At 33.9% G+C, this 24,844-nt stretch carries 24 protein-coding genes; 10 read left to right on the forward strand and 14 right to left on the reverse strand.

Annotation, left to right across the window (positions count from 1 at the left end; all coding sequences use genetic code 11):
• Nucleotides 1-77: 77 nt before the first annotated feature.
• The 4 genes from RZ74_RS05890 to RZ74_RS05905 all read right to left on the reverse strand — a co-directional run bounded on the left by RZ74_RS05890 (nucleotide 78) and on the right by RZ74_RS05905 (nucleotide 3,055).
• On the reverse strand, nucleotides 78-1,523 hold the full coding sequence (locus RZ74_RS05890) for a PH domain-containing protein (RefSeq protein WP_053950478.1): 1,446 nt from the start codon (nucleotides 1,521-1,523) through the stop codon (nucleotides 78-80).
• Nucleotides 1,513-1,980, reverse strand: coding sequence for a PH domain-containing protein (locus RZ74_RS05895; protein ID WP_053950479.1), 468 nt, complete (start codon nucleotides 1,978-1,980; stop codon nucleotides 1,513-1,515). Before RZ74_RS05895 ends, RZ74_RS05890 begins: the two co-directional genes overlap by 11 nt.
• Nucleotides 1,981-1,989: 9 nt before the next feature.
• Nucleotides 1,990-2,472, reverse strand: a complete 483-nt coding sequence (locus tag RZ74_RS05900) for an MGMT family protein (protein WP_053950480.1) — start codon at nucleotides 2,470-2,472, stop codon at nucleotides 1,990-1,992.
• A gap of 118 nt (nucleotides 2,473-2,590) precedes the next feature.
• Nucleotides 2,591-3,055, reverse strand: coding sequence for a C40 family peptidase (locus tag RZ74_RS05905; protein ID WP_053950481.1), 465 nt, complete (start codon nucleotides 3,053-3,055; stop codon nucleotides 2,591-2,593).
• 201 nt (nucleotides 3,056-3,256) lie between these two features.
• Between RZ74_RS05905 and RZ74_RS06900 the strand changes: the two genes are divergently transcribed.
• Entirely contained in the window at nucleotides 3,257-4,564 is a 1,308-nt protein-coding gene (locus RZ74_RS06900; RefSeq protein ID WP_187291406.1) for a DUF3290 family protein, read from the forward strand.
• A 61-nt stretch (nucleotides 4,565-4,625) separates the two neighbouring features.
• On the opposite strand, the gene RZ74_RS05915 is transcribed toward RZ74_RS06900, so the two are convergent.
• Nucleotides 4,626-5,228 (reverse strand): nitroreductase family protein, encoded by a 603-nt coding sequence (locus tag RZ74_RS05915; protein ID WP_053950482.1) that lies wholly within the window; start codon nucleotides 5,226-5,228, stop codon nucleotides 4,626-4,628.
• A gap of 158 nt (nucleotides 5,229-5,386) precedes the next feature.
• On the opposite strand from RZ74_RS05915, the gene RZ74_RS05920 reads away from it, so the two are divergent.
• Nucleotides 5,387-5,710 (forward strand): DMT family transporter, encoded by a 324-nt coding sequence (locus RZ74_RS05920; RefSeq protein ID WP_053950483.1) that lies wholly within the window; start codon nucleotides 5,387-5,389, stop codon nucleotides 5,708-5,710.
• Between the two features lie 39 nt (nucleotides 5,711-5,749).
• On the opposite strand, the gene trhA is transcribed toward RZ74_RS05920, so the two are convergent.
• Nucleotides 5,750-6,439, reverse strand: coding sequence for a PAQR family membrane homeostasis protein TrhA (trhA, locus tag RZ74_RS05925; RefSeq protein ID WP_083437187.1), 690 nt, complete (start codon nucleotides 6,437-6,439; stop codon nucleotides 5,750-5,752).
• A gap of 111 nt (nucleotides 6,440-6,550) precedes the next feature.
• On the reverse strand, nucleotides 6,551-7,045 hold the full coding sequence (locus tag RZ74_RS07015; protein ID WP_083437188.1) for an aggregation-promoting factor C-terminal-like domain-containing protein: 495 nt from the start codon (nucleotides 7,043-7,045) through the stop codon (nucleotides 6,551-6,553).
• Between the two features lie 239 nt (nucleotides 7,046-7,284).
• Between RZ74_RS07015 and RZ74_RS05935 the strand changes: the two genes are divergently transcribed.
• The 7 genes from RZ74_RS05935 (at nucleotide 7,285) to RZ74_RS05965 (ending at nucleotide 15,427) form a co-directional block, all read left to right on the forward strand.
• Complete coding sequence (locus tag RZ74_RS05935; RefSeq protein ID WP_053950484.1) at nucleotides 7,285-8,199, forward strand: ABC transporter ATP-binding protein; 915 nt, start codon at nucleotides 7,285-7,287, stop codon at nucleotides 8,197-8,199.
• On the forward strand, nucleotides 8,199-8,945 hold the full coding sequence (locus RZ74_RS05940) for an ABC transporter permease (RefSeq protein ID WP_053950485.1): 747 nt from the start codon (nucleotides 8,199-8,201) through the stop codon (nucleotides 8,943-8,945). Before RZ74_RS05935 ends, RZ74_RS05940 begins: the two co-directional genes overlap by 1 nt.
• 118 nt (nucleotides 8,946-9,063) lie before the next feature.
• Nucleotides 9,064-9,882 (forward strand): hypothetical protein, encoded by an 819-nt coding sequence (locus tag RZ74_RS05945; protein ID WP_053950486.1) that lies wholly within the window; start codon nucleotides 9,064-9,066, stop codon nucleotides 9,880-9,882.
• Between the two features lie 147 nt (nucleotides 9,883-10,029).
• Nucleotides 10,030-10,470 carry a MarR family winged helix-turn-helix transcriptional regulator gene (locus tag RZ74_RS05950; RefSeq protein ID WP_187291407.1) on the forward strand — a complete coding sequence of 147 codons (441 nt, stop codon included), beginning with the start codon at nucleotides 10,030-10,032 and terminating at the stop codon, nucleotides 10,468-10,470.
• A 306-nt stretch (nucleotides 10,471-10,776) separates the two neighbouring features.
• On the forward strand, nucleotides 10,777-12,147 hold the full coding sequence (locus RZ74_RS05955; protein ID WP_053950488.1) for an amino acid permease: 1,371 nt from the start codon (nucleotides 10,777-10,779) through the stop codon (nucleotides 12,145-12,147).
• Nucleotides 12,148-12,491: 344 nt separating this feature from the next.
• Complete coding sequence (locus tag RZ74_RS05960; RefSeq protein WP_083437209.1) at nucleotides 12,492-13,814, forward strand: amino acid permease; 1,323 nt, start codon at nucleotides 12,492-12,494, stop codon at nucleotides 13,812-13,814.
• Nucleotides 13,815-13,996: 182 nt separating this feature from the next.
• Nucleotides 13,997-15,427 (forward strand): APC family permease, encoded by a 1,431-nt coding sequence (locus RZ74_RS05965; protein ID WP_053950490.1) that lies wholly within the window; start codon nucleotides 13,997-13,999, stop codon nucleotides 15,425-15,427.
• Between the two features lie 45 nt (nucleotides 15,428-15,472).
• Here RZ74_RS05965 and RZ74_RS05970 read toward each other — a convergent pair whose 3' ends face one another.
• From RZ74_RS05970 to RZ74_RS05985, 4 genes are all read right to left on the reverse strand, one after another.
• Nucleotides 15,473-16,987, reverse strand: a complete 1,515-nt coding sequence (locus RZ74_RS05970) for a hypothetical protein (protein ID WP_053950491.1) — start codon at nucleotides 16,985-16,987, stop codon at nucleotides 15,473-15,475.
• 93 nt (nucleotides 16,988-17,080) lie between these two features.
• Nucleotides 17,081-18,418, reverse strand: coding sequence for an FAD-dependent oxidoreductase (locus RZ74_RS05975; RefSeq protein WP_053950492.1), 1,338 nt, complete (start codon nucleotides 18,416-18,418; stop codon nucleotides 17,081-17,083).
• A 212-nt stretch (nucleotides 18,419-18,630) separates the two neighbouring features.
• Nucleotides 18,631-19,440, reverse strand: coding sequence for a CPBP family intramembrane glutamic endopeptidase (locus tag RZ74_RS05980; RefSeq protein WP_053950493.1), 810 nt, complete (start codon nucleotides 19,438-19,440; stop codon nucleotides 18,631-18,633).
• Between the two features lie 76 nt (nucleotides 19,441-19,516).
• Nucleotides 19,517-21,151, reverse strand: a complete 1,635-nt coding sequence (locus RZ74_RS05985) for a peptide ABC transporter substrate-binding protein (RefSeq protein ID WP_053950494.1) — start codon at nucleotides 21,149-21,151, stop codon at nucleotides 19,517-19,519.
• Nucleotides 21,152-21,557: 406 nt separating this feature from the next.
• On the opposite strand from RZ74_RS05985, the gene RZ74_RS05990 reads away from it, so the two are divergent.
• Complete coding sequence (locus RZ74_RS05990; protein WP_053950495.1) at nucleotides 21,558-21,911, forward strand: hypothetical protein; 354 nt, start codon at nucleotides 21,558-21,560, stop codon at nucleotides 21,909-21,911.
• 26 nt (nucleotides 21,912-21,937) lie between these two features.
• On the opposite strand, the gene RZ74_RS05995 is transcribed toward RZ74_RS05990, so the two are convergent.
• The 3 genes from RZ74_RS05995 to RZ74_RS06000 all read right to left on the reverse strand — a co-directional run bounded on the left by RZ74_RS05995 (nucleotide 21,938) and on the right by RZ74_RS06000 (nucleotide 24,763).
• A complete protein-coding gene (locus RZ74_RS05995; protein ID WP_053950496.1) occupies nucleotides 21,938-23,161 on the reverse strand; it encodes a glycosyltransferase family 2 protein in 1,224 nt (407 codons plus the stop codon).
• 86 nt (nucleotides 23,162-23,247) lie between these two features.
• The gene (locus tag RZ74_RS06980) at nucleotides 23,248-23,415 is read right to left on the reverse strand and encodes a hypothetical protein (RefSeq protein WP_187291408.1); all 168 of its coding nucleotides are present in this window, start codon (nucleotides 23,413-23,415) and stop codon (nucleotides 23,248-23,250) included.
• A gap of 148 nt (nucleotides 23,416-23,563) precedes the next feature.
• Nucleotides 23,564-24,763: an MFS transporter gene (locus RZ74_RS06000; RefSeq protein WP_053950497.1), complete on the reverse strand. Its 1,200-nt coding sequence runs from the start codon at nucleotides 24,761-24,763 to the stop codon at nucleotides 23,564-23,566.
• Nucleotides 24,764-24,844 lie beyond the last annotated feature (81 nt).

Genomic DNA, 24,844 nt, shown 5'->3' on the forward strand with positions numbered 1-24,844 from the left:
CAAGATATATAATACTCGTTTTACATCTTGTGTCAATAGTTTGCACACGATTTAATTTAATTTTACGCTATTTTTCTCTATTGACGATACCAATCATACACCTTTTGGGCGTCATTGAAAGGTAAATATTTCGCAGTGATTGTTTTTCCAGTCATTCCACTACGGATAATGACTTCAATATGGGCTAATTGAGTCTTCTTCATCCAAATAGATTGACGAATACGCATCGCTTGAATTTGATGCCATACAATATGATATTGGCGTTTATTCAATAAGCGACTAGTACTGATCATCATACTAGCATCTTTATCATCCCCGGATAAACTAACTTCGGTGCTTACATATTTAAAGTGTGCGTTTCCGATAATGATTAATAACAATAATAAAGCAATTAAAGCTAAAATTATTTTGACTTCATTATCGAAGAACCACATCGAGATTATTGGAACCAGTACTAACCATGATACGTTACGGCTAAATATCCACCATGCTCTAATTTTTGGTTTAAATGTTGCTACATATTGTAATGGAACCCATCCAATGTATTCTTTAAATCGTTTGGCAAAATCCTTCGCAAACAGGTTTGGTAGAGCAATTGCTAATTCTTTACCATTATCATCTTTTGAAGATTCATCAGTCGCAAGCACGATTCTAACGGTGCTGGTGTGAATCCACTTTTGCAATAAGTTTTGCTCTACCAACACGCTTTGAATTCGGTTGGTGGAAACACGAATCTTACTACGTGATAATAATCCCATTTCAATTTCTAAATATTTATCCTTTTTGGATAGTGTAAAATCAAAATATCTAATTACGTTATATACAACTACTAACGTTTGCGCTAATAAAATCCCCGTGATTACACTAGCGATGATTACTGCTACACTCATCTGACTAAGTTTGTTTGCAGCATCGTCAATGGCTGATGAAAAGAAATCACCACCAAGTCTAGATAGTAAAAATACAAACAAATAGAGCAACTTAAGATTAGTAAAGCTAAAAAGAACAATGTCTTTGATTCCAGCAATGTAACTGTTATCTGAACTGGTTGTCTCTACGGCTTGTTGCTGTTTTTCTTCAACTACTGCTTCATCAATAGTTGGGTGAACAAATTCACGGTGCTTTTGTTCTAGGTACTCACCGACTTGAACGTTAACAGCTGTCAGTTCATTACCATCTTCAGACTTTTTACCTGCAGTTTCAATCTTAATTGATTCAATATTGAAAGGTTTTAAAAGAAATAATTGACTATGTTGAATCGATTGAATTCTTGAAAATGGAATGTGAATCGTCTTCTTAACAAAGATTCCTTTTCTAATCACGATTTGATCATCTAAGATGGAATAGCGAAAGTAAAAATATGATAATATATCATTTCCAAATGACAATGATAGTAATAAAACTAGCATTATTGTTGAGCTAACATGAATCCCGCTAGCAATCAAAAAGCTTAACGGAACCATGTAGATGAGGCCACGGAAATAGTAGATAAATGCAAATGGACTTAATAATTTATTGTGCATTGCGCGCCTCCATTGCTAATTCCATTACTCGTTGCTTAATGCGTTTTGATTCTTCCTTAGTCACCGCATCAATTGAATGAGATGATCCAGAAGTATCAATGCTAATTTCGTGTAAATCTTTAATCATCAATAGTGGACCTTGTTCAATATCAACGTTTTGGACTCTCGCAATTGGAATCGTTGATTGACGTCTAAATATAAAACCACGACTGATTTCAATGTGGTCTTCATAAATTGCGTAAGCATGGAATGCATAACGATAAGGAATTAATGCCATTTCAATTGTGGTATATAGAACGAAAATAACTCCCAAAACCAATGGAATGTATTGAACATATGGCCAATCCATGAATTTAACAGCGACAAAAGCACCGGCAAAAACGATTATTTCAACTGCTAACGTAATTAATGCAGCATATAGCCACACTGTTTTAACTGATTCTGGTAATTTTTTCATTATATCCACCTATCCTTGTTCAATATTTAATAGTAATTGATTAAAATCTGCTAATTTTCGGTAACTATTAGAGTAATCAACCCCTAAAATTCGATGTGTTGGAATAATCATAATCAGTGGATTATTAAGAATGGCTTCTTTTACTTCGGCATCATCGAAAGGATGTTGTTGACAGAATTGTTTAAAAGTAATGGTACAACCGTATTGTATTTCTCTAATCGCCTGATAGATTGCACTATATTTTTGACCTGTCATATCTGTTTTGATGGTGAATGATTTTATGTCACCTTCCAAAAATGCTTTTATTTCATCTTTGTATGGACCAGTTACTTGTTTATCAAAACAAAACTCTGCATCCAACTCTGGATAAAAATTGTAAATGTTAGATATTCCAGCATTGGGATTATTAATGAAAGTAATTCCATTACGGGTACAAGTGAAATAGAGCTTTATTTTATTATATTCAACTTGATTCCAATATAATTTATTCATCTTCATCCATCCCTATATGTATTTTTAAAGTTAATTACTTATGTAACTAACTATACTTACTTATTCATTAAAAATCAATATAAAATAAAAAGACATAACCAAACGTTATGTCTTTTTATTAGATTGCACGAGTGTATCCAACAACATGCCACCATGGAGCGTGAATACTTTCTTTCACGACACCTCTATTTTGAGCGTCAATCATCTCACCGTTACCAATATACATTCCAACGTGGTAAATACTCTTAGTTGAAGCTCCGATGAAAACTAAATCACCTTTTTTTAATTGTTTTTTACTAATTTTTTTAGTGGTATTGTATTGAGATTGAGCTGTTCTAGGAAGATGCTTGTTAGCACCATGTTTGAATATGTATCTTACAAATCCAGAACAATCAAAACTACTTGGACCAGTTGATCCGTATACATAACGAGTGCCTAATTTTGAATTAGCAACATTATAAATACTGTCATATTTTGAACTATTAGCACTGGCTGTTGTTTCATTTGCAGGGAATAGCATGATAAATGCCATCGCTACAGTCATAGTCAGTGATATTAATACTTTCATAGTTGTTTTATTCATAGTTAAATCCTCGTCCTCTAAAATCTTTAAACTTTCTTAATGATTGACTTCATTATAGTGACAAAATGCTACATATCAGCAACAGCAGTGTTTCAATATTGTGAAAAAATGTTACCGGATCATTACAAGGCATGGTTTAAAAATTAAAAGCGTCCTATAATAATGAATATACTAATAATAAAAAAGGATATAGGTGATGACATGGATTTATATTCATACAACTATCTAACCCATCCCAACAGTTTAGTTACATATTTATTATTAGCACTCGCTGTTGTGGTTGGATTATTGATTATCTTTAATGGATTCAAATATATGCGCGATCGTACGAACTTAAAGTATCGTGATTTATTTATTACTATGACTTTAGTGGCGGTTTTAGCAATTTCAATTGGTTTTAGCAATATCTTGCAACAAAGAAATTCTTCTTCGCAAAATTCGCAAACTACTGAAATGGTTAAAGCTATCAGTCGTAGCAAACATATTTCCACATCTAAGATTTACGTTAGTTCACCACAATTAACTAACGGAATGACAGTTAAAGTTGGTAGCAAATTCTACCAAGCAACATTTAATGCTAGTTTTAACAGTTACCAACTTCAACCAATTCAACTAATCCCTACAAAGATTAGTTATCACGATGAACCATCAATTACTATCGGTGGTTTGAACTCCGAATACATGGAAATTCTATTCAAATTCTTAATTGGATTTGTCATGTTGGTAATCCAAATTAACCTTTCTGGTAAAGGTAACTTGGCTCCTTCTAACGCCGTTGACCAAGTTCAAAACTATGTATTAGGGGGAATTATTGGGGGTATGATTTACAACGAACAAATCGGTACCCTTCAATTCTTCATTGTTCTATTGATCTGGTCATTGGTTATCTTTACTAGTCGAATTCTTAGTCGTCAGTTCCCATTATTCAGACGGATTTTCGCAGGTGAACCTCAAAACATCATCACTAACGGGATCGTTAATGTTGATACTGCTTTGAAAAACGGAATGTCTGCTGCCGACTTATCATTTAAGTTAAGAACCAAAGGGGTCAGCAACTTCCAAGATGTTAAATCAGCCGTGCTAGAACAAAATGGTCAATTAACCATCACAACATTTGGTGATGAAACATTGAGTTACCCAATCATTACTGACGGAACTGTTAATAATGACGTCTTAGACAGAATGGGTCATGATACTGAATGGATTGAAAACTTAGCTAAAGACACTCATAAGGAAATTTCTCAAATTTACTTAGGTCAATATGTAGATGATCATTTGGTAATAATTTCATACCCTACTCACGCTAAACGTCCTTGGTACTATGAATTACGTCAACGTGTTGAAGATTTCTCTAACAGTCATAATTTAACACCTGAAAGCATTCGTAATGCCAAAGCAATGCAAAGTTTGAAAGAATTATCTAAAAAACGTCATATGGGTAAAAATAGTAACAACAATGATACTCCATCAAACAATAACCCTCGTGGCACAAAAGGAACAAAACAATAATAAAAAAGACTAGGTTTGATTGAACCTAGTCTTTTTTTGGTTTTTATTTATTGGGTTTTAATTATTTAAAAATCTTGAAACGATCTTCGTCACCCATGTAGTCCTTAGCTTGTGCTGGAGCTTCAATTGAACCGAATACCATTTCACCACGTAGTCTCCAACTAGCTGGAATGTCAAATTCCTTAGCAACGTCTTCGTCAATTAGTGGGTTGTAATGTTGTAAGTTAGCACCTAGACCGTTTTCAGCTAAACCAGTCCATACAGCGTATTGAGCGTTACCTTGAGCTTGTTCTGACCAGTCGTAGAAGTTATCAGCGTATGCTGGGAAGTTCTTTTCTAGACCGTGAACAACATCCATGTCAGTGAAGAACAAGATAGTAGCGTAACCGTTCTTGAAACCAGTTACCTTATCAGTTGTTGCTTTAACTGCTTCTTCATCCTTTAGATGTGGTTTTAGGTTATCTAAAACGATGTCCCAAATCTTGTCTTGGTAGTCGTTAAATAGAATAACGGCACGAGTTGATTGGCTGTTGAAAGCTGAAGGAGCTTGCTTGATAGTTTCCTTAATGAAGTTTGATAGTTCTTCTTGGCTTTGTTCAACGTTTCTACCTAAAGCGTAGATAGTACGACGGTTCTTTTGTAAATCTAATAATTCTGTTTTCATGAGTAAAATCTCCTTTATTGTTTGATTGATTATTTTTATTATAACACTTACTTTTTGTAAGTAAACCTTTTTTATTATTTTTTTGATAAACAAACAAATTCGTAAGTGATATTATTTACTTATAAGGATAATATTATTTGAAGGCGAGGTAAATTAATATGTTTTATTATTTATTCTTGTTAATGGCAATCGTAGGAGAGTTAATTGGCACCAACCTATTAAAGATGTCGATGGGTTTCTCTAAATTACTACCCACTATCGGATCATTAATCTCTTTCGCATTATGTTTTTACTTTCTATCTATCGCAATGATTAAAATCCCGCTTAATATTGCTTACGCCAATTGGAGTGCTTTAGGGATTTTAGCAACAACTGCAATCGCATCATTAGTTTATAAAGAACAAATCAATATCATGAGTGCTCTAGGAATAGTTTTAATCGTCGCAGGAGTAGTGATTTTAAATCTATTCAGTGCAAAATAAAAACGCTAAGTTAGTTTACCACTAACCTAGCGTTATTTTTTATACATATAAGTAAATTGAGAAGTACATTAAGATAGTTCCAACCATAACAAACACGTGCCAGATAACATGGCCAAATGGAATCTTTGGAATACTGTATATTAATGCACCTAGTGTAAAGGCGATTCCACCAAATAGTAACAATAGGAAACCATGAACACCTAGGTAATCATATAAATCAACAATTCCTAGCAAGCACATCCAACCCATTACAACATAAATAATAGTAGAAAGTGTCTTTAACTTACCCATCCAAATTGACTTATAGATAATTCCTAAAACAGTCATTACCCAAATTACAGATAGGATTAGCCAACCTAACCAACCACCAATCGCAATTAAACAATATGGGGTGTATGTTCCAGCAATTAATAGGTAGATGGCAGAATGATCAAAAATTTGGAATAACTTTTCCACCTTAGTGAAATATAAACTATGGAACATGGTTGAGGCCATGTAAAACACAAATAATGTCACAGCGTAAATAATAAAACTAGTGATACGCATTGCTCCACCAACGTTAAATCCATGAATGATTAATGCGATTGCACCAATAATTGCTAGCAATGCACCAATTCCATGGGTAACTGCACTAAAAATTTCATTTAGTAAATAGTAAGTTTTGTCTTTTATCCAGTTAAACTTTTGCTTAACTGATTCAGTAGTCTTTTTTGTAAAATCGTTGTTCATATAATAAATACCTCGTTATTGGTTTATTTCATTATATAACCACGTCATCTAGTTTTCAATACTAGATTGTAATTTGCACAAAAAAAGAACCTATTACTAGGTTCTTTTTTATTAATACCAGCTGTGAGCTAACCAAAATGCTTTGGCTGCGACCCATGAGCCGTAACGACTCTTAACATACTTGTCAGCTAGTCTTTCTTGGTTCTTGTGTGAAAAGTTACCATGATAGTAACTAATTGCTAATTGGTATTTACCGTAACAAGTACCATTACTTGCTGTGTATGAACCACCTGATTCATGGCTAGCGATAAATGCTTTGGCTGCTGCATTAGCAGCTGAGAGACGTTTATGTAATCTTGATGAAGAATGTTTTTTGATCTTAGTAGAACTAACAATCTTCTTGCCATGTTTCTTAGCTTTTTTCACGTTAATTGTTTGTGTTTGTGTATTTTCTGTTTCTTGAGTGTTGTTTTGAGTAGTTGAAGTATTAGCTTGTTGATCTGCAACTACATCTGCGTTTGCCTTAGTATGTGGTAATAAAAACAATGTCGCAATCAATAATGAAACCAATACAGTAAAGGTAATCATTTTATTATTCGAATGCATATAATGTTTTCCCTCCTTAAGTTACTCACTCAATGTAACCCAGTTTTTTTACTGTTAGGTTAGAATATTGTTACAGGAATATTACATATTATTTCGATAATGAAACAAAAGTCCTCATACTGCTGTTAATAAAGGTCTTAAGGTTTTATTAATTTTTTACCACTACTATTGACTTTTAAAGTAAAAATACATATAGTTAGCTACATAAGTGATTAACTATCGTTATAAGGAGATACAATATGAAAACACTTGAAGTTAAAAGTTTAGATAAGTTTTTCGGTAGAAAACAAGCTTTATACGACGTGTCTTTTGACATCGAACCAGGTACCATCTTAGGTCTAATTGGACCTAATGGTGCTGGTAAATCAACTATTATGAAGAGTATTGTCGGTCTCACTAACTACTCTTCCGGATTAATTAAAATTAACGGTGAAGTATTGACTACCAACAAACGTAAAAGTCTTAAAAATGTTGGCTCAATGATTGAATCACCAGCTCCATATTTGAACCTAACTGGTAGACAAAACTTAAAACTATTTAATGACGGTTCTACTACTGATGAAGAAATTCAACAGATAATGGAAGAAACACAAATTGTTGAATTTGCTGACAAGAAAGCAAAGAAATATTCATTAGGTATGAAACAACGTTTAGGAATTGCTATTTCATTACTTAATCATCCAAAATTACTAATTTTGGATGAACCAATGAACGGTCTAGATCCTCAATCAACCCATGATCTACGCGATTTATTAGTTAAGCTAGCTAAACGCGGCATTAGCATTCTTATTTCAAGCCACTTACTTGATGAACTATCAAGAATTGCTGATTACTATGTTGTTATTAATCATGGTAAGGTCATTAAGAAAGCTGATTCTGCTTCATTCCTATCAGAAGGTCCTAAGACTATTAAATTTGAAGTTGCTGACTTAGAAGCTGGTAAAGCTGCTTTACAATCTGCCGGATTTGAAGTTACTGTTTATGACAAGAACTTAGAAATCCCAGACAACGAAGATTCAACTGCAATGAACGCTGGACTTTCAGCATTAAACCAAGCTGGAATTGGAATTATCAATGTTTCTAGAAACCAAATTGATTTAGAAGAATCATTATTAAAGCTTCTAACAGATGACAACAATAAGGAGGAAAAATAATGTTAACTTTACTTAGACAAGAATTATATAAACAAATTCATGGTAAGTTCTACATTGGTTGGGGAATCGTGATTCTAGCAATCTCATTGCTTAGCGGTTATTTCTATCACAACGGCAGTGCTGCTATGAGCGTTACTAACTCAAGTGCTCGTATGTTCAGTAACGGTCTTGCAATGGCTTTGGTTGCCATGATTGTTTTTGCTAGTTCCCTATTAACTAGTGACTTCTCAAATAACACCATCAAATACCTATTTGCCCGTCAATTCTCTCGAGGACAAATATTAATCTCAAAATTAATTATTACTGTATTAATGTTCGTTTACCTTGTAATAGTCGCATTTATTGCTGCTGGAATTGGTAATATTTTATTTAACGAAGCTCGTCCATTCTTATGGAGTGACATGTTACCATACCTTATTGGAATGTCATTCTACCTATTTTTAATGATTCCAATCGTACTATTAATTAGTAACATCTTTAAGAGTAATGCAGTCGCAATTGCGATTGGTTTGGTATTTTACTTCGTATCAAACGTGATTAACGTCTTCTTAAATATCTTAATGGACAAGTTTGAATGGATTAAATACAACCCATTAAACTTCTTAAACATTTTGAGACAATACTCGATTCATGAATACTCTCAATTATCAAGACTATCTTTACCTCAATTGGAAGTTGGTACTATTATTTGGGGAATTATCATACTAGTAATTACTTACCTAGTATACAATCACAGAAACGTCTAAAACCCTACGCCCAAAAAACGATCCATTTTAGGATGGGTCTTTTTTTATTGGAATGAACGGATAAAAGTGATAAACTCTTCATATGATAATTAACGTATGAGATTTGGAGGCCAATATATTGGTTGATTTGTTAAAACAAGAAATGAACAAGAAAAACCGTATCATTTTCGCTGGAATGGTTGTTTTCTTATTTATCGTTACTATTTTAATGGCTGTCATTGGTAAAAACACAAAGACCCTTGATGCCTGGAAACTAATGAACTCACTTGGTGGAATTACCACAGTGTTAACATTACTTGCTACTATTATTACTACTACCAGGTTTGCTGGTGTAGATAGTAACAAACAAATTCGTGAAAACATGGAAAAACATAGTAAAATTACCATTTTCTTTTCAAAAGTAATTACTATCTGGGTAAGTTACTTCATCTTACTTGCTGTTGCGGTATTGACTATCCTTTTCATGAAGTACCTAATCTTCCCAGAAAATGCTTTTGCGGGTAAGGTTGCGCTAGAATTACAATGGGCTACTTTAGGAAGCATCGCTTACTTCTTCATTTTTGAATCATTCGTAATGATGGTAATTGGATTTTGTAAGACTTGGTACAGTGCAATTGCCTTTGGGGTATCCCTTACATTCATCACTGAAGGAATCGCCGGATTATTCATGATTTTTATCTACGTTCACCGTGAATTAATCTACAATCCATTCAACTTCTTCTTCGTTGAAATGCAAATCCAAGATGGTATGAAGCATATGATGACTCGTTTAACTCTTAACAAGATTATCGCTGGATCAATCATTTACGCAATGGTCTTCTTCGTGATTGCACTTATCATTTTTGTTTACTTCAGAAAGTTTCCTACTGACGAAGAATTAATTGCAAAACGTGATAACAAAAAAGATAAAAAACAAAAAGTTGCTAATTTAGCATAAAAAAGCATTAAATAAGCACTGTGGAGCAATTCACAGTGCTTATTTTGTTGAATATTTTATAAATAGTGATATCCTTTAATATTGTATACAATATAATCACTTGCTAGACAAACCACCGAACAAACAAATGAAAGGAGCATGTGTATTATGCCAAAAGAAATTACATTAAACGATCAAATTTGTTTTCAAATTTCACGCGCACATCAACTATTTAATAAATTTTACCAAGAACCTTTAGATGAATATAACTTAACTTATGTTCAATACATTACTCTACTATCATTATGGGAAAAAGATGGTGTTACCGTTAATTTCTTAAGCCAAAAGCTAGGTTTATCTAATGGAACTCTTACTCCATTATTGAAAAGACTAGAAAAAGCTGGTTGGATTACTAGAAACCGCGATAAGGCAGATGAACGTCGAGTACTAATTCACTTAACTGAATTAGGTAAAGAAAAGAAAGAACCAATCTTGCAAGCTGTTCAAGGTTGCTTAAACCGTTTGAACTACTCTGATGACGAATTTGCTGCTGCAATGGATACCATCATTGACTTACAAGAAAGACTTGAAAAGACAAACGATAAATAATTGTCATCTTTCAGTTGACACTTGTCTACTCTAGATATACAATAATATTTGTTATTTAGAGACAAGTTAATTTGTAGTCGTCTTCCAGGGAGAACTCACAATAGCTGAAAGTAAGTTTATGACGATCTAATTAATACCACTCTTTATATTCTATTACTCGAAATTTATTAATGACTATTATGAGGGCATTATTATTTAGGTAATGCTAAATTCAGGGTGGAACCACGTTATAGACGTCCCTAACACTTAATTGTGTTAGGGGCGTTTTTGTTTCCACTGCTCAAATATACTTAAGAAGGTGGAAATATGTCAGATAATAATGAAGAAAAGTTAGAAAGAAAGCTTAGCGCCCGTCATATGAAAATGATTGCGCTAGGTGGAACTATTGGGGTTGGCCTATTCATGGGAGCCAAATCAACCATTGGTTGGACAGGTCCTTCCGTCTTATTAGATTACGCAATTGCTGGATTATTCCTATACTTAATCATGCGTGCTTTAGGAGAAATGCTATATGTTCATCCCGTTACCGGATCATTCTCCCAATTCGCCTCAGAATACTTACATCCCGTTTTTGGATACCTAACAGCGTGGAGTAACGTTTTCCAATACATCGTCGTGGGAATTTCCGAAGTAATCGCAATTGGTACTTACATGCAATTCTGGTGGCCTCACCTACCAAGTTGGCTACCTGGGATTATCGCTATTATTTTTCTATGTATTGCTAACTTAGTATCAGTTAGTGCCTTTGGTGAACTAGAATACTGGTTCGCGCTAGTTAAGGTAGTTACTATTATCGCCATGATTATCGTTGGTCTAGTCATCATAGTCTTTGGTTTTAATGGAATTGCCCCTACTGGTATTTCAAACATTTGGAGCCACGGATTCTTTGCTAACGGTTTTAAAGGGTTCTTCTTTGCATTAGCTATCGTAATTGCTTCCTACCAAGGAATTGAATTAATCGGGGTTACTGCTGGGGAAGCTGAAAACCCTAAAGAAACTTTAGTTAAAGCAATTCAAGATACTATCGGTCGTATCTTAATCTTCTACATCGGTGCTATTTTTGTAATTTTGAGTATCTACCCATGGGATAAAATCAATCAAATTGGTTCTCCATTCGTAGAAACTTTCTCACAAGTTGGAATTACTGCAGCCGCTGCAATTATTAACTTTGTTGTGGTTACTGCCGCTCTATCAGGATCAAACTCTGGAATTTACAGTGCTAGTCGTATGGAATTCTTACTTTCTGAAGAAGGACAACTTCCTAAGATTTTCAGAAAACTAAACCGTCACGGTGTTCCTTACGTATCAGTAATTAGTATTTCATTGGGAATTTTATTAGGTCTATTACTAAACGTATTACTACCAATCTTCTTCCCTTCAGCAAATCAAATTTTCGTATACGTATACAGTTCATCTGTGCTTCCTGGAATGGTTCCTTGGGTAATTATCTTGTTATCTCAAATTCGTTTCAGAAAACAACATGCTGATAAGTTAGCAAATCATCCATTTAAGATGCCACTATCACCTATCAGTAACTATGTGACATTAGTATTTTTAGCAATAACTTTGATCTTTATGTTTATTAACCCAGCTACTAGAATTCCTTTAATTATCGGGATTGCATTCCTATTAATTATGACAATCCTATACTTCGTTAAATTTCATTCAAAAGACTAATTGCGACATGAAGTGATAGATGAATAAAATTCACCTATTGTCTAATTACTTGACATCACAGTGAATGTATAATAACATTTCTAAAATAATAAACATTAGAATTACATTTATATATCTTACTGGGGAACCCTCAAAAGCTTGTCAGCAAGATTTTTGACGGTGTTAAGATAGCAATTATTTAAAAATTATTTAAATATATCAGATTTGTTATGTATTTTTAAAAAATCCCTAGTACAATAGACAGTGTAGTACTAGGTTTTTTATTACTCTTTTACAGGATGGTGAACAAATTGGCAGAAGAAAAGCAAGAAAAGAAACTAGAACGTAAATTAAGTTCTAGACAAATGCAAATGATTGCATTGGGTGGAACTATTGGTGTTGGTCTATTTATGGGTGCGAAGTCAACCATTGAATGGACTGGACCTTCAGTCCTACTTGCATATGCAATCGCAGGTATCTTCCTATACTTAATCATGAGAGCATTAGGGGAAATGCTATATGATAATCCAATTAGTGGATCCTTCTCTCACTTTGCCGCTGAATACATGCATCCCGTTTTCGGATATTTAACTGCTTGGTCAAATATCTTCCAATGGGTTGTTGTTGGGATTTCTGAAATGATTGCAATTGGTACTTATATGCAATTCTGGTGGCCTTCAATTCCATCATGGGTTCCTGGAATCATCGCGGTCGTTTTCTTATGTATCGCTAACTTGATTTCAGTTAGTGCCTTCGGTGAACTAGAATACTGGTTCGCATTGATCAAAGTTGTTACCATCATCGCAATGATTATTGTTGGTGCTGTGATTATCGTTTTAGGTTTCAATGGTGTTGGTCCTACTGGAATTTCTAACCTATGGAGCCACGGATTCTTCACTGGTGGTGTTAAAGGATTCTTCTTCGCACTATCAATCGTATTCGCTTCATACCAAGGAATCGAATTGATTGGTGTTACTGCTGGGGAAGCTGAAAATCCAAAACACACTCTAGTTAAAGCAATCCAAGACACTATTGGTCGTATCTTAATTTTCTACATCGGTTCAATCTTCGTAATGCTATCAATTTACCCATGGGATAAAATTGCTAACATCGGATCACCTTTCGTAGAAACATTCTCACAAGTTGGTATTACAGCAGCTGCTTCAATTATCAACTTTGTTGTTTTAACTGCTGCGCTATCAGGTTCTAACTCAGCAATCTACAGTTCAAGTAGGATGTCATACCTATTAGCACAACAAGGTCAACTACCAGATAGATACAACAAAATTAACCGTCATGGTGTTCCTTACATTTCAGTTATTTCAATCGCAACTGGAATTTTACTAGGTGTGATTCTAAACGTTATCCTACCTCTATTCTACAAGGGTGCAGATCAAGTATTCGTTTACGTTTACAGTTCTTCTGTTCTTCCTGGAATGGTGCCATGGTTCGTTATTATCATGTCAGAGCTTAAGTTTAGAAAGCAACATCCAGAAAAACTAGTTGGTCATCCATTTACAATGCCTTTTGCACCATTTACCAACTACTTAACTTTACTAGTACTATTCGTTACTCTAGTATTTATGTTCTTCAACAACGATACTAGAATTCCATTACTTGTTGGAATTGTCTTCTTAGCAGTTATGACAGTTCTATACTTTGTAAGATTTAATAAAAAAGCTAAGTAATTAATAATTAAATTAAAAACTAATTAGCCACCCTGACTATCCAGGGTGGCTATTTTCATGTTAAAATGTCTGAGTGTGTTTTTTTTAGATAAAACGAATAAAGATAAAAAGGACTGTGGGAGGTCTTTTTATCAACAAGACAATTCATTAATTGTTAATTATGGAAAGAGGTAATTATTATCATGGGGAATTTATTCAAACGAATGAATCGTAAAGAAGACCCTAGCGTTTATGAAGAAAAAGACGCTAAAATGAAAAGAACTTTAACTACCAAGGATTTCTTGGCATTAGGTGTTGGAACTATCGTTTCAACCGCTATTTTTACACTTCCTGGAATCGTAGCAGCTAACTATGCTGGACCTGCTGTTACCATTTCATTCTTACTAGCAGCCATCGTTGCTGGTCTAGTTGCCCTATCATACGCTGAAATGGCTTCAGCAATGCCATTTGCTGGTTCTGCTTATTCATGGATCAACGTCATTTTCGGTGAATTTTGGGGTTGGGTTGCCGGATGGGCGCTCCTAGCTGAATACTTCATCGCGGTATCATTTGTGGCCGCTGGTTTATCAGCTAACTTCCGTGGATTAATTGAACCACTTGGTCTTAAACTACCAACTTACTTGTCTAATCCAGTCAGTGCTAAGGGTGGATTAGTTGATATCATCACTGTAATCGTCATCTTAATTGTGATGTTTTTAATCACTAGAGGTGACGAACAAACTTCAACTATCGAAAACATCTTGGTAATTCTAAAAGTACTTGCTGTAATTGTTTTCGTTGTTGTTGGTGCAACTTCAATTCACTTTGCTAACTACGTACCATTTATTCCTGCACATACAGTCAATGCTGACGGAACAAGTTTTGGTGGTTTTAGTGGAGTTTATGCTGGTGTATCAGTCATCTTCCTCTCTTACATTGGATTTGACTCAATCGCCGCTAATTCAGCTGAAGCAAAAGATCCACAAAAGACCATGCCACGCGGAATTATCGGTTCTCTAGCAATCGCCGTAACCCTATTCGTTGCTGTTTCATTAGTACTAGTGGGAATGTTCAAATACACTAACTACGCTAATAACGCAGAACCTGTTGGTTGGGCATTACGTCAAGCTGGTCATCCATTCATTGCTTCAGGTGTCCAAATTGTCGCTGTTGTCGGTATGTTCACTGCTTTAATCGGAATGATGATGGCTGGTTCACGTCTAATCTACTCATTTGGTCGTGACGGTATGCTACCTAAGTTCTTAGGTAAGGTTGATAAAAAACGTAACCTCCCAATTAATGCAATTATTACTATGACTGCAATTTCTGTAGTCATCGGCGCTTTCCTAACATTTACATTCCTATCTCAATTAATTTCTGCTGGAACATTAATTGCTTTCATGTTTGTATCTGTTGGTATTTACCCATTACGTAAACGTGAAGGAAAAGACATCAATATGCCAGGGTTTAAAGAACCTTTCTACCCTGTTATGCCCGCTTTAGGTTTCATCGCTTCCCTACTAGTATTCTGGGGATTAGATAGCGAAGCTAAGCTATATGCTCTAGTATGGTTCGTTATCGGTATGGTAATCTACTTCGTTTATGGAATGAATCATCACAAACGTAATCAATAACAATAAAAACGCAAAATAAAAGAGGACTCGTTTGAGTCCTCTTTTTTATTTACGTTCGTATAAAGCAACTAAACCTTGACGATGACTACTGTAGTTATACCAATTCTTAGAAACAAGCTTGTAATGTTTCTTCAAGAACTTACGATCTTGTTTTGGTAATAGTTCATCTGAATAGTACTTAGTAACGACAAATTTGTATTTTAATGAATGTAAGTACTTACGTTGATATTGTGCCATTGGCGCATATTGTAAGTTGTTTCGGATAAAGAAACGATCCTTACTGTAAGTACCAGTGTATGTGAATATTCCTAAGTCTAATGCATGATAATTAAGAATTGATTTATCTTTAGAAGCATTAATTTTCTTAGTAAATGAAACTTCATACATTTGATGAGGTTTAGCAACAAACATACTACTACGGTAGTTATGGTTAGTCGCAAAAATCCCTAGTAGTGCTAAACCAGACAACGTCCAAATCAAGTACTTCTTATCTGCGATGTAGCGATCAATCAATAATCCTAATACGAATAAGTAGAAGATGATGAATGGTTCACAGGCGAATAAGTAATATGAGAAACTAGCGCCACCAGCTTCGTATGTTAGCACGATATCTAAGAATACGATAAAAGATAGTAGTGCCTTGTTGCCACCATGAACTTCAACTGATTCCATGTATCTTACGACTGAGTAAATGAATAGCCCAATCATAATGTAATATACGGTTCTAATTAGAATTAAGTGGTGGTGGAAACCAAAGGTTGGATACATAACCTTAAAAAGCGTGTATGAGAGCGTTGCGTCTTGAACATGGTAATGAGTCAAGTTCAAGTAGAAGTACGCGTAAAACATCGCTTTTAGGGCTCCTGTGGCTAAGTACAATACAAGGATTGGGATTGTAACCACCAAGAACCCAATTAAAGCATCCAAAATGATGATAAATAATTGCTTGAAACGTTTAGTAATTAAACATGCGATGCCGACAAAGACAAAGAATATGACCCATGGAATAATTAATGAATACTTAATCCAGAATAAAATGGCCACAAACGAACCGTTTACTATGTAGTAACGACGTGGCATATCAAACCAATTGTATTTGATACATGAATAAATCAAAATAAAGACAAATGTCATGGCGTATTCTTCTGGTAGATCACCATAGAAGAAGATACGGCTACTGAATGCTAGCGGAATGAATAAAAAGCTACATAGCATTGCAGTACGACGACTTAGTTTAAATGATAGAATTCGATTAATGTATGCGATGTCTAAGAATAACAACAATGATTCAATGATATAAATAAACGTAAATGAACGATATGAGAAAACGGCATTCACTGAATGAATTAAATAAATAAGTGGACCACGATTATCAAATAGATCCTTATATGGCATTAATCCATGTAAAAGCCCTTTTCCGACTGTATACATTGTATTTGCGTCTAATGAACGGTTAAATTCATAAAAAGGTGACGCAGTTGTTAAAAAGAACATACAAACAAAACTAATCACCAACATAAAAATGTTTTGCGGTGTTAGTCTTTGCTTAATTTTTTGCATTTTCTCACCTCAAGAAATAATAATAATCTTTTAATCTACATTAGGCAATAAAAAAATTCCCTAACAATATGTCAGGGAATTTTAATTATTTTACTACTTTTCTTCTTGAGCTTGAGCAGATTGACCTAAGATGTTTAAGTAGTGGAATGGACGGTCAAAGTTTGGTTGGAATAACATATCAACCATTGCTAAGTCGTCAATTGTGTTTGCGTTTTGAATTAATACTGAAAGTGTGTTTGCTGATTGAGAAATATCGTATTTACTCATTAATGATCCACCTAAGATACGACGAGTTTCTGGGTCGTAAACTAGTTCCATCATAACTTTTTCAGTTGTTGGCATGAATTCTGGACGGTAGTTATCTTCAACAACTACTGAGTGAGCCTTCATTCCTTTTCTTTCAGCCATTCCAACAGTCATCCCTGTTGATACAATTGCGTAATCGTATAATTGTAAACCAGATGATGATTGAGTTCCCATGTACTTAGTTGTTGGTTTAACAATGTTTTTACCAACCAAGATACCTTGACGAACAGCGTTAGTTGCTAATGGAATGTATTCATTAGTACGACTTGGGTTGTAGTGAACAGCAGCACTATCACCTGCAGCATAAATATCCGGGTTTGAAGTTTGCATGTATTCGTTAGTGATGATGGCACCGTAGTCAGTCATGTCAACTTTACCAGCTAATAATTCACTGTTTGGTTGGAAACCAACACATAAAATAGCCATATCAGCTTTGATGTCATGGTCACTAGTTGATAGAGTTAATTCGTCGTCACCTGAGAATTTATCAACACGAACACCTAATTCTAGTTTTACGTTGTGATCAGTGTATAGTTCTTCAATTTTGTCAGTAAACTTCTTGTCGAAGTATTTTGATAAAACATGGTCATCACTGTTGATTAAAGTAGTTTCGTGACCGTGGTTTGAGAATGCTTCAGCTAATTCAGCACCAATGTATCCACCACCGACAACGGCAATACGTTTGTGGTCCTTAGCTTTTTCAAATAAGATTTGAGCATCGTGCCAGTTCTTACAGAAGAAGACGTTCTTGTTGTCGCGACCTTCAATTGGAGGAAGAACAGGACGTGAACCAGTAGTCATAACTAACTTGTCGTATGAGTCTGAGAATACGTCGTGTGAATCTAAGTCTTCTACTTCAATGGTCTTGTTGTCAGTGTCGATTGATTTAACACTGTGTAACATCTTAACGTTAGCACCTAAGTCAGATAGTTCTTTAGGGTTTGAGTAGAATAATCCTTGAGGATCCTTAACTTTCCCATCTAGGTATAATGCAATTCCACATGATAGGAATGAAATGTTGTCATTTCTTTCGTATACAGTAACTTCTGCATCTGGGTTTTCTTTTAAAATTTGTTTTACGGCGAATGTGCCGGCATGTGTACATCCAATAACAATAACTTTCATATTGTATACCTTCTTATCTTTATAATTCGTGTTTGTTTTATATTTACAAGTCTTATTATATGCATTGTGAATAGAAACACAATACTTTTGTTTCACTTTAAGATAAATTTAATATTTTGTCTTTATCATTGGTATCATGGGCTTGTTGGGCTTTGTTCACTAAATCACGTAATTGATATTTGAGACTAAAAAAGAGCGCTAATGCGCCCTTTTTAGTAGAACCAATCTTGTTTTCCAAGACGACGGTTATATTTAATTAGTGTGATGTATGCTACCAGTAATCCAATAATGAAAATCAAAACACTGGTCAAATCAATGTCGTTATATCCAGCAACATTGAAGTAAATTGAATGCATTGAGAAAACTAATGCTGTGTAATCCATGATTGCATGAGCAGTAATTGGTACCCAAATATTTTTAGTAACGTAATACATTGCGGCTAAAATAAAACCAATTCCCATCGCATAGATAATTTGGTTAGTGGTATCCCAGAATGGTTGAGCACCGTAATTCAAGGCGTGCAGACCACCAAAGCAAACACTAGACCAGATAACGCTCTTCATAACAGTGTTCTTTTTAAAAGCCTTTAACATGGCGCCAAAAATAATTCCACGCATGGCGGTTTCTTCAAACATCCCTATAAACAAAGCTTCTAATAAGGCCATGAAGAAAGTTAGGAATAGATTTAATCCATTCATATGATGTAAAATTCCATTCCAAACAATGTCATCACTGGAAATGGTAACGTTTGTTAGAGCAATTAATAGTATCAACCAACCGACAGTGAATAAACTTTTCCATCCGTGTTTAGATTGAAAAATTTTAATATTCCAACTACGTTTTGCAATGGTCACCATAAAAATGACTCCTAATAAACGTATTACTCCGGGATCCATTTGACCTAATAACTTGTGATTAGCGTAAATATTGAAATTAAATGCACCAAATTCAGCAATCGTTAAGAATACAAACATGATTAAAATTGTAAGAAACGATATTACCCACATTCTCTTTAAAGACATACTCCCACCTCGTTTTAATTTATTAGGTTCATTATAACAAAAAAGAGCTACCGTGAATGATAACTCTTTTTTAACCCTATTTTACATATGCGCGAGTGTAGTTCCATTGTGGACCAGCACTGTTATGAATAATATCCTTGATGCTACTTCTTTGTAGGTAGTATGCGTGCACTTGGTAAAGTGGTGAAATACCTTGATCATTATTTAGTTCATTGCTTGCAGCTAATAAGTCTTGCCAACGCTTTTCAGCATTGTTTGCATCAACATTCTCAGCCTTGTTGATTAATTGGTTGTACTTAGTTCCATCATATTTACCGAAGTTATATGGTGTATTCTTTTGTGGGATTTGTAAGAAAGTAATTGGATCTTTGAAATCCCCACCCCAAGTTGATAATGCGATGTCAAAGTTACCATTTTGCGTATTAGTACTTACAATCTTACCTGGCAAGTTACTTAGATTTAGCGTGAAACCAGGAAGAATTGATTCTAATTGTGACTTCAAGAACTGAGTAGCCACAGGTGTGTTAGCATCTTCGTTTTGTGCCAATAGAGTTAGACTAATTTTCTTTAAGCCTAATTCTTTTAATCCTTTTTCAAAGTATTGCTTAGCTAACTTCTTGTTGTATTGTAGGGCATTGTCTTGACCTTGTTGACTAGCGAAATCTTTACCAGTCTTAGGATCATTTGCTAAACCAAATGGCACGAAACCGGTAATATTTTTAGTCTTAAAGCCTAATAGGTTTTGACTTAGTTGGTCTCTATCGATGGCTAATGAGATCGCCTTTCGAATGTTTAGGTTGTTGATAATACGACGGTTAGCGGCGTTTGGATCATTAAAGTTGTAACGCAAGAATGTAGTCATTGCGTATGAGTAATCTTTCATGTCCTTATTATCTTTGTAATTCTTTAATTGTTCAGTAGATAATGCTGTCACGTCAATTTTACCTTGGTTGTATAGGTTCAAACTAGTAGTTGGGTTTGCCACAACAGTGTAGTTAACACGGTTTAACTTAACTTCTTTAGCATCCCAGTAATCTTTATTTTTTAAGTATGACCACTTATCGTTGGTACCGTTCCATCCTTCAATTTTGAATGGACCTGAGTATACCATGTACTTAGCGTTAGTTCCGTACTTATCACCGTACTTCTTAACAGTGGCTTCGTCTTGTGGTCCAAATAATGGATAAGCCATTAAAGTCTTGAAGTAAGCAATAGGCTTAGTTAAATGAATTCTAATGGTACGACTGTTAACAGCCTCGATACCTAATTTGTCTGGACTCATCTTACCTAAGTTAATGGCTTCTCCATTAACAACACTATTGAATAAGTATGAGTATTGAGCCTTGGTACTTGGATCAACAGTACGACGCCATGAGTAAACGAAATCTTGAGCAGTAATCGTCTTACCGTTACTCCATTTAGCATCACGTAAATGGAAAGTCCAAGTCTTACCGTCTTTGCTGGTGGTTGCTTTGTCAGCTAAATCTAAACCAGGTTTTCCGTGTTCACCTAACTTGTAAAAACTACTAAATGCGTTCCCAGTAGATCCATATCCTCCCGATTTTGAAATATCAACTGTATCTAATTGGGAAGTTGCTGCTAAGTTTAGTGTTTGTGTCTTAGCATCGTTGTTGGCAGTATTATTACCACATGCCGCTAAGGTAATCCCCACTAATACTGTCAATGCTGATGTTGCAAGTAATTTCTTCATATCCTCACTCCTAAAAATTTTTTCAACCAAAAGAAAAAGACCACTGTTCAAGATTAACTAAAAAGTTAGCCTCAAACAGTGGTCTCTTATTCGTATGATTCAATTATTATTAATTTCTGTCAAACTATCTCGAATCATACGTTTAAAAAGGTTACCACATTTGTGCTAACGATAGTTTGACAACAACATGAAATTAAAATTACGTTATTCAAATGGATAACCTTCTTTCTTCGTATTGGATTGAATAATGTAAATATACTATCAAAAATATTAGAAGTCAATTAAAACGTTCATTATTTTTTAATAATAAACAAACACAATTAGAAAAATATCTTTCTAATTGCCCTTATGACACATTTAATATATGATTAAAAACAGATGGAATTTATATGAAGGGATTATAATTATGAGAAGTACATTTTCTAAAGTATTATTTGTAATCGTGTTACTATTTATCGCGTTCATTGCTGCAATTAGCATTGCAACACATAACAGCAATGTTGATAATACATTAAAAGCCGTAAATCAAACTGTTGCAGTTAATAAAAAGAAACATCACGTTGGTGATTATGAACTAGAACCTAACAAGGATGAAATTGATCAATATAGTTTCCCTAGACTTGATGCTATTAAGAGTACTAAGTTCAAAAAAGGTGAAAAAATTAAAGCGACTAAGTTGGTTCAAGATCAACAAACTAGTTTCTACCAAATCAATAAAAACACATACGTCTTATCTACTGACGTAACCGTTGTAAAATAAAAAGCTTCCGCTTGAGCGGAGGCTTTTTATCTTTCAACGTGATTCCAACTACTCTGTTTATTAATATTAAATAATATCTCTTTGAAATTCTTAATGCATAAAAGTAAAGATATATAGTCAACTATATTAATTACTTCTAAAAATAAATATGCAAATGGACAAGTAACTATCACCAATAATTTGTGTTTAATGTAACTAGCATCACTAGAAAAAACAGAGGATATTAAATATATAGAGAACAAAATAATTATTGACGATATCGTAGCTAGTGATAGGTATCTTACACTTAAAAACACAACCGCAAAAGTTATAATCGGATCTATTAACATAAAAAATTCTTCAAAAATAACTTTTGGTAATTTCCAGAACGTTAACATTTTATGATATTTAGCATTAACATTAAAAAACAGATTTCTGTATTTTACCAAAGATTTGAATCTGCCGAACTTCCATCTATATCTTTGTTTTATTAAATCATTCAATGTTCTTACAGGCTCAGTATAAGCAATTACGTCACTAGCAAAACTAAATTTATAGTTATTATTACCAAAATAATCAATCATCTTTAATGTAAAATCTATATCTTCAGTTATTGTATCTGTATCATATAAACCAGCCTTTAGCATAAAATCTTTTCTAAAGCATGATCCAACACCACCTATGATATATTGCAACCCTAGTTGATCTTCAGACCCTTTTAATTTATGCCCTAGCAAATACTCAATATATTGTACATACTCTAGTATATTATTATAACTACTTATTTTAACGTTAGAAGCCATTGCAACAACACTTCTATTTCTAAAATATTTCACCATTTTAGAAATAGAATCTCTCTCAATATAAGAGTCAGAATCAAGAACCATAACAATTGAACCATTACAGTAATTCTTAACACCATTATTTATAGCTGTGGCTTTTCCTGAGTTTTTTTGATATACAGGAATAATTCTTTTGTCTAGATTAGATTTATTTTCAATAATTTGTTGCGTATTATCTGTAGAACCATCATTAACAACTATCACTTCAAAATCTGAATAATCATTATTAATTACTGATTCTATACATCTTCCAGCAAACTTTTCTTCGTTATATGCTGGAATAACAACAGATACTTTCGGTTTCAAACTATCATTATTGAAGACGAATTCACCCTGCTCTTTAATCTGATGAACGTTGGATAATATCAATCCAAATATAATTCTAAAAAAGGAAAACATTCCTAATATTAATATTAAATAAAAAAACAAGCCATAATCCCCTTAATTAAAAACATAAAGCTAGAGATAAATATCCCTAGCTCTACTAAACATGAACATTCAATTGTTCCAACTTTTTATTTTGATTTCTTGATAATCAGTATAATTTGCGACACAAATAGTACCGTTAATAAAGAAATTCCAATAAAAGTAAGCAAATTATTCATCATAAGATTACTACCTAGTTGTGGTAAAACAGCTGCTGATGCACCTGCAGTTGAAATTGTTGCTGCTTTTGCATACATAATACATCCCTCCTCGTTATATAAATTATAAAATAATTTATTGCGAAAAAGGTTGATTTAATCGAATTATTACCATTAAATTATACACATATAATTTAATTAAAAAACTCCTAAAAAAGTATTCTTAAATTGTTATTTTTATTTAACTTTAAATTATATCAGTCTTAATTTTAACTATGATAAATGTCATTAAAACCACAAAAGCACTAACATAAAACACAACGTCATAATCCCAAATTGAAGAAATGATACTTCCCATTAATGATCCAATACAAATCCCAACAGCTTGAGCACCTTGGTTTAAGCTAAATGCCATTCCTGTTGATTCAGATGGTGTTTCCTTAGCTAAAAGTGTTTGAACGGATGGGAAAATTGCAGCGTTAGAAACCCCAGTTAAGAATCTAAAGACTCCAAAGAATAATACTGTTGGAGCAAATCCTTGTGGGAAAATAAATAAAATGGCCATAATAAATCCTAAAGTTAGAACTTTATTAGTTCCATATTTATCTCCAAATCGACCAAACCATGGTGATACTAATACCATTCCAATACCAGGCATAGCAGCAACAAGTCCCGACACAACTGATACATTCCCGCTGTTACCCATTAATTCTTTAACATACAATGTAATCAAAGGATTAATTGAATTATTCATAATTTGTAGTGACACTGAAATAATTAAAATCCAAACAATAAATTTGGTATTTGGGAATCCCTTAATAATCTTGATAAAAGATTCCTTTTTAGCTTTAACTTTAGATGGATCAGGTACAAAGTGTTCTTCCACAAAAAAGTAAGTTAATAGGAAGAAAGAGAATAATAATAGTCCTGTAACCATAAAAGAAACCCTAATATTTAAAATATGAACAAGAAATCCTCCAAAAATTGGGCCAACTAAAAATCCACTTGTGTATCCAGTTGATAACCAACTTAGAGCATAACCCGTCTTTTCTCTTGGAGTACTAGTAGCAACTAGTGCAATTGAGTTTGGAATAACTCCATCAAAAAATCCTTGTAGACACTTTAAAATTAAAAGTTCCCAGACATTGGTACAAAAAGCCATTAAAAATAAAGTAACCGCAGAACCGAATGAAGTTTGCAAAACCATTCTTTTTCTACCGTGTCGATCAGCAAATCTCCCCCACATCGCCGAAGTAAAAATAACTACAACGAATGACGAAGCATATACAACTCCACTCCATAGTGCTAATTCACTTTTAGAAAAATTACCTAGTTCTGATATATATAGTGGTTGAAAAGGAATAACCTCACTAAAAGCAATCCCTGTTAGAAACGTCCCAAATAAAAGAATCCATAGATTCTTTTTCCAATATGAATTATTATCCAAACTAATTTCTCCTCTCAAATAAACAGTATATATAATAATAACTCATAACAAAGAGTTTAAAAAGAAAATAAAAAAACAAAA

The sequence above is a fragment of the Apilactobacillus apinorum genome (assembly GCF_001281175.1).
In the GTDB taxonomy this organism is placed as follows: Bacteria; Bacillota; Bacilli; order Lactobacillales; family Lactobacillaceae; genus Apilactobacillus; species Apilactobacillus apinorum.